Source organism: Burkholderia sp. AU45251 (genome assembly GCF_030482905.1).
Taxonomy (GTDB): domain Bacteria; phylum Pseudomonadota; class Gammaproteobacteria; order Burkholderiales; family Burkholderiaceae; genus Burkholderia; species Burkholderia aenigmatica.
Genome location: NZ_JAUJQH010000032.1, coordinates 60,589 through 66,588, shown reverse-complemented (window position 1 = coordinate 66,588; position 6,000 = coordinate 60,589). Strand labels below are relative to the sequence as shown.

The 6,000-nt window shown below is 65.0% G+C and carries 5 protein-coding genes and 1 pseudogene; 2 read left to right on the top strand and 4 right to left on the bottom strand.

Going from position 1 to position 6,000, the window contains the following annotated elements; all coding sequences use genetic code 11:
* Nucleotides 1-127: pseudogene (locus tag QZM67_RS35550) on the top strand (IS630 family transposase); the annotation flags it as partial.
* Nucleotides 128-271: 144 nt separating this feature from the next.
* Here QZM67_RS35550 and QZM67_RS35545 read toward each other — a convergent pair.
* A complete protein-coding gene (locus tag QZM67_RS35545; RefSeq protein WP_301810654.1) occupies nucleotides 272-1,051 on the bottom strand; it encodes an SDR family NAD(P)-dependent oxidoreductase in 780 nt (259 codons plus the stop codon).
* A gap of 33 nt (nucleotides 1,052-1,084) precedes the next feature.
* Nucleotides 1,085-2,332, bottom strand: coding sequence for a D-arabinono-1,4-lactone oxidase (locus QZM67_RS35540; protein WP_301810652.1), 1,248 nt, complete (start codon nucleotides 2,330-2,332; stop codon nucleotides 1,085-1,087).
* A 169-nt stretch (nucleotides 2,333-2,501) separates the two neighbouring features.
* Between QZM67_RS35540 and QZM67_RS35535 the strand changes: the two genes are divergently transcribed.
* Complete coding sequence (locus tag QZM67_RS35535) at nucleotides 2,502-3,506, top strand: helix-turn-helix domain-containing protein (RefSeq protein ID WP_301810650.1); 1,005 nt, start codon at nucleotides 2,502-2,504, stop codon at nucleotides 3,504-3,506.
* Between the two features lie 68 nt (nucleotides 3,507-3,574).
* Here QZM67_RS35535 and QZM67_RS35530 read toward each other — a convergent pair whose 3' ends face one another.
* On the bottom strand, nucleotides 3,575-4,006 hold the full coding sequence (locus QZM67_RS35530; protein ID WP_089453801.1) for a 2-oxoglutarate dehydrogenase: 432 nt from the start codon (nucleotides 4,004-4,006) through the stop codon (nucleotides 3,575-3,577).
* Nucleotides 4,007-4,059: 53 nt separating this feature from the next.
* Nucleotides 4,060-5,904 carry a peptidase S10 gene (locus tag QZM67_RS35525; protein ID WP_175025084.1) on the bottom strand — a complete coding sequence of 615 codons (1,845 nt, stop codon included), beginning with the start codon at nucleotides 5,902-5,904 and terminating at the stop codon, nucleotides 4,060-4,062.
* Nucleotides 5,905-6,000 lie beyond the last annotated feature (96 nt).

The window sequence follows — 6,000 nt, the reverse complement described above, 5'->3', positions numbered from 1 at the left end:
GCGCATTGATCAATTCGTCTCCCACTACAACGAAAACTGCAAGCCATTCGTCTGGACCGCGTCTGCCGATTCCATCCTCGAAAAGCTACACCGACTTTGTTCGCGAATCAGCGGAACGGGACACTAGAAGGATTCCGACATTCCACTGGGACACACCGCGCGCCGGATACGCAAAAAAAATCGAAGGGTCGCATCGCTGCGACACCTTCGACGGAACTTGCCGATCAGGCAGGCATGAAACCTGCCCTTCAGCTTCTTGCGAGCAAAGCGATCAGACGGCGGAGAAACAGTTGTCCACGAACAGATGGGTGCCGTTGACGAAACTCGACTCGTCGGACGCGAGGAACAGCGCGGCGGCCGCGACTTCCGACGGCTCGCACAGGCGGCCTTGCTGCACCGCGATCGCCGCCTCGGTCGCATCGACGCCCATCGCCTGCAGGTCCTTCAGTTCGCGCATCCCGTGCGGCGTGCGGATGAACCCCGGCGCGAGTGCATTGCAACGAATGCCGCGATCGCGGTACTCGACCGCAATCGCCCGCGCGAACATGTGGCACGCGCCCTTGGTCGCGTCATACAGCACCTCGCCCGGCGTCGCGCACACCGCCGAAATCGACGACGTGCAGACGATGCTGCCCCGCCCTTTCTCCAGCATCTGCGGCAGCACCGCTTTCGTCATCAGGAACATGCTCTTCACGTTCACGCCCATCAGCCAGTCCCATTCCGATTCCTCGATGTCGAGGAACGGTTTGACGATCAGCGTGCCCGCGTGATTGAACAGGATGTCCGCGTTGCCGTACAGCTCCCGCGCGGCGTTCACCGCTTGCTGGACTTCCGCCTGCTTCGACACGTCGGCGTCGAGACCGATCGCCTGCAGGCCTGCGTCGCGCAGCTTGGACGCGAGCGTTTCGGCGGCGTCGCCGTCGCGGTCGATGATCGCGACCTTCGCGCCCTGGGCGGCGAACAGTTCGGACGCCGCGCCGCCGCAGCCGCCGGCGCCGCCGCTCACGATGGCGACCTTGCCGGCCAGGCGGCCGTCAATCTTGACATTCATGTTGCGTTCTCCAGTCTGGTGCGTTCGGTCTGCTCAACTGAACAGCGTCCGCAGGTGATCGTTGAGGAAGTAGCCTTCGGGGTCCACGCTGCGGCGCAGCGCGCGGAACGCTTCGGCCTTGGGGAACCAGCGATCGACGTCCTCGCGGTTCGTGAAATGCAGCTTGCCCCAGTGCGGACGCGAACCGTAGTCGCGCAGGATCGTGTCGACGTCCTTCAGGAACGGCCAGTAGTCGACGCCGTTCGGGCCGCCCGAGCATGAAATCGTGACGCTGTCCTGGTGATTGAACGGGCTGATCCACGCCGGATCGCCCTTCGTGAAGCGGTACTCGACCGGGAAAATGCAATCGCGGTGTTTTGTGAGGATGAGCTCGCGCACCCGGCGCAGCGCTTCCTTGCCGTGCTGCGCGGGCACCGCATATTCGAGCTCGTGGAAGTTCGGCACGTAGTGGATCGCGTACACCTCCGAGCTGTACGCGATCTTCTCGTGCTCGCCTTCACGGAACGTGCGCGCGTCGGTGACATCCATCACCTTGATTTCGCACACGTCGTCGTCCTTCTTCGAGTTCGATACCTTCGTGGTGTCGGGCAGGCAGTAGAGATCGCGGCTGGCGGACGTCGGACACCAGAAGAAACCGAAATGCCGGTGCTTCGCGGCCAGGTCGTCGTATTGCTCCATCAACGCTTCGAAGTCCTCGCGCCACACCCGGTCGTGCAGCCAGAACGCATCGGTCACTTGCAGCGTGATCTCCGACACCACGCCGAACATCCCGATGTTCACCTGCGTCGCATGCAACAGGTCCAGGTCCTGCCGGTCGCTCACTTTCATGATCGAGCCGTCCGGGCGCACGATGCGCATCCCGACGACCTGCGACGACAGGTTGCTCAGTGTCGTCCCCGTGCCGTGCGTGCCGGTGGCCAGTGCGCCGGCAATCGCCTGCGAATCGATGTCGCCCTGGTTGACGAGCGACAGGCCGCATTCCTTCAGGTGCCGCGTCACCGCATTGATTTTGGTGCCGGCCTTCACGGTCACGCGCTTGCGCGCTTCGTCGACATCGACGATGCCCTGGTAATCCTGCAGCGACAGCAGCAGGCCGCTGGTGGCCACGACGGGCGTAAACGAGTGCCCGGACCCCGCGCACCGCACGTGCTTGCCCTGCCGCGTCGCCGTATGCACCAGCGCCGCGATCTCGGCCTCGCTGGTCGGCGACGCCAGGTGCGCGGCCACGCACGACTGATTGCCGACCCAGTTTCTCCAGAATCCGCCACGGGGAAGTTCCATTACCGTCTCTCCAGCGTCGTATTGGTGCCAAAGGTAGGGTGTCGAAAGGTTTTCCACTATCGGATTTCGGCAAGTTAGGGTTTTGACGAGGCGATACCCGGCCGGCCTTTTTGACCGGCGCGGCGAGCGGCTACAATGAATCGATCCGGCCCGCCCCTTCCCGCCCTCGATGACGCCGTCTGCCCACCCGAGCGATTTCTCTGGCGCCCCGCTGTTCGCGCGAACCGTCGCGTTCTGCGCGTTCACCGACGTGGAGGAACAGGCGCGTTCGTTCGACGGCTGGAACATGAACTACACGCAGATCTCGGGCGGGCTGTTTCACGGCTCGTCGTCGATCATGTCGCTGGGCGGCATCAAGCTGCTGGTCGAGGATCTCGACAAGGTCATCCTGCAACAAGGCGCCGTGCCGTCGGAGCGGATCGCCGTGGCCGTGCCGCTGGAACTGGAAGGGCACGCGCGCCTGTGCGGCGAGAAGAGCGGGCGCGACAGCCTGCACGTGTTCTCGAGCCAGCCGCAATTCGAGTTCTACTCGCCCGACCGGCACGTGCTCGTGAATGTCGAGATCGAACCCGGGAAGCTGTCGACGGAAACGATGCGCACCGTGGCCGCGTCGCTGCGTGCGCAAACCCACGCGCCGGTGATCCCGATGGCAACCGGTGTGGCCGACCATCTGCGCGACCTGCTGCGCCAGACACTCGCTGCCGCGGCAACAAGCACGCGCGTCGACGACGTGACAGCGAAGGACCGGATCGAACTGCTCGAGCGCACCGTGCTGTACGCGATCTCGGAAGTGATGACGGCCGCGACGCCGGACGCCGGCGCACAGATCGTGCGCCCGACGAAATACTGGTCGCTGGTCAATGCGGTGCGGGAGCGGCTGCAGGACGCATCGACCTGCCCGCTGTCGATCGCGGAGCTGTGCGTGGAGCTCGGCGTCAGCCGGCGCACCGCGCAATACGCGTTCCAGGATACGTTGAACCTGAACCCGATCGCCTATCTGCGGGCCGTGCGACTGAATCACGTGCGCCGCGAGCTTCGGCTCGGCGACTCCGTGACGTCCGCCGCCACCAAGTGGGGCTTCTGGCACCTGAGCAGCTTTGCGCAGGACTATCGCGCGATGTTCGGCGAACTGCCGTCGGCCACCGCGAAGCGCTACGCGCGCCAGGCCCTCTAGCGCCTGTCGTTCACCTTCCGGCGGCCGGTGCGAATCATCCCGCACCGGCCGCCGCCCTGCCTGCTACATCACTCGTCCTGCTGTTCCTGCTGCGCCTGCACCTGCCGCTGCTGGATGAACTGCCGTACATCGCTCATCGTCACGCGGCCGGTGTGCTTCGCATCGATCTCGTCGAAGTGCTTCGACACGAAGCCGAGACCGCTGCTCTGCGCCTGCGCCTTCGTCACCGCCGCGCCGTTGCTCAGCACCGTATTGGCGCCGAGCCGCGCATCGACACGCTGCTGCGCCTGCTGCTGCAGCGTCGCGCCGGTCGACGGCAACACCGGCGCCGCTTTCGTGGCAGGAAAGAACGGACCGTCGACACCGTGCCCGCCGTGCGGCAGCTTCACCGGCGCCACCGCCTGTGGCGGCAACGCGTAGGCACTGCTCATCACGGCACCGAGGACGATCAACGGAGACATACGCCGCATCAAATTGATTAGGGACATGATCACTCGCATTCAATGGATGAATAGAGGGTTCCTTTGACAAGGAGTCCGTCGCTCAGGGTCGCTCAAGGGGCCGCCGCCAGCGTCGTCGCGGCGGTTGCGCCCGGGACGCTGCCGGTCGGCACGCTCGGCGGGTTTTCATCCGGCCACGGCGGCGGCAGCGTGTGCAGCGTCAGCGCCGTCGGAATCCGCGCGCCCTTGTAGAACGTCTTCAGGTCCCGCTTCATCTGCGGACGGGCGACGTCGTCCAGGTAGATCATGTGGCCGCCCTGGAAGAAGTTCACCTGCAGCTTCGGATTGAAGCCCTTCACCGTCTGCAGCCGCGCGAGTTGCTTCTCGGTGTTGAAGAACGGCGTCGCGAGATCGTGGAAGCCATTCTCCGCGAGCACGCGAAGCTTCGGGTTGAGCTGCAGCGCACCGAGCAGATCGGGGATCGTGTCGGGCATCGGCTGGCCGTCGTGCGTGAAGTCCCAGACGCCGATGATGTTGTCGTTCAGCGGCAGGTACGTCGCGTTCGGTGCGGTGTAGCCGAGGTAATCCGGCATCTGCGTCGCGAGCGCGTTCGTGAACGGCTGCGAAATCAGGATGTCGGACGGGTCGCCGTCGTTCTGCAGGCGCGGATCGGTGTTCGGCAACGATACGCGTCCGTCATACCGGCCGATCGTCGTCCCGGGCAGCAGGCTCGTGCCGAACGGATTCGCGTTGAAGTAGCCGCGCAGCGCCTGTTGCGTGAGGCTCGACGGGATCGACCACAGCTTGAGCGTCGCGTCGCTCGGGAACACCGGCGTGCCGAGCGCATCCGGAATGCCGAGCTGGCTCAACACCCACGACTGCGAATACTTCTGCAGCTGGTTGTAGATCAGCGTCGTGAACAGTTCCGTCTGCAGTGCGTACAGATCCGGGTTCACCGGTGCCGGCGAAACCTGGTTGAAGTACGCCGCGACCGCCGCATAGCCCGGCAGGTAGCCGGCCACGGTATCGGTTTCGAGCAGCAGCCCCTCCGTCGACTGCGTGATCGCCACGGCTTCCACCGCATCCGCGAAGTAGTTCAGGATCGCCGACTGCAGCACGATGCCCGTCAGGTGCACGCCGGCCGATTCGAGCGCCAGCGCGAGCATGTCGGTACGCGGCGTGCCGTACGATTCGCCGTACAGGTAGATCGGCGACGTGCTGCGGCTGTTGACGTTCAGGTAGCGCTGGATGAAGTCGCGCATGATGTTCACGTCCGCGTCGGAACCCCAGTACTTCTGGTTGGTGTTCGGCAACACGGCTTCCGACAGCCCGGTGCCGGGCGGGTCGATGAACACGAGGTCGGTGGTGTCGATCAGGCTTTCGGCGTTGTCGACGAGCGGATAGTTCGGCCAGTTGCTGCCGAACAGCGGATCGGGCGTGGCCACGCGGGTCGGTGCGAACGAGCCGAGCCGCAGCCAGATCGACGACGAGCCGGGGCCGCCGTTATAGACGAATGTGACAGGGCGCGGCTTGCCGTTCGTGCTCGGCGCGGTGTACGCGACATACGACATCGACGCTTCCGCATTGCCGTTCGCGTCCTGCGCGGTCAGGTGGCCGGTGGTCGTCGTGTAGTTGACGGTCGTGCCGCCGTTTTTCCACTGGTAATGCATGACGGCCGTTTTCTCGGACACCTGCCCGGGGGCAAGGCCGTCGCCCGCATTCATCGAGTACGCGACCGGGTCGACGTAAGGCTGGTTGGCCGGCGTCTGCCCGGCCGCCTGTTGCGCGCTGGCCTGCTGGCTGGCGGTGGCCTGCGCGAGGCTCGACGCACCGACGGACGACGAATCGTCGCCGCCGCAGGCCGCGAGCGCCAAGGTCATGACGGTCAAGGCACCTAGCCCGGTCAACCGGCCGTGACGGCCACGGCGGCTGCCGGTACAGCTCCTGTCTGGTTTCATCTCTGTCCTTTGATTCGGATACCGCTTCACAAAGGCCGCCAACGCCTGCGAAACGCGCAGACCGACCCGCCACTCGCGTTGCACGGTCGGCAGTCG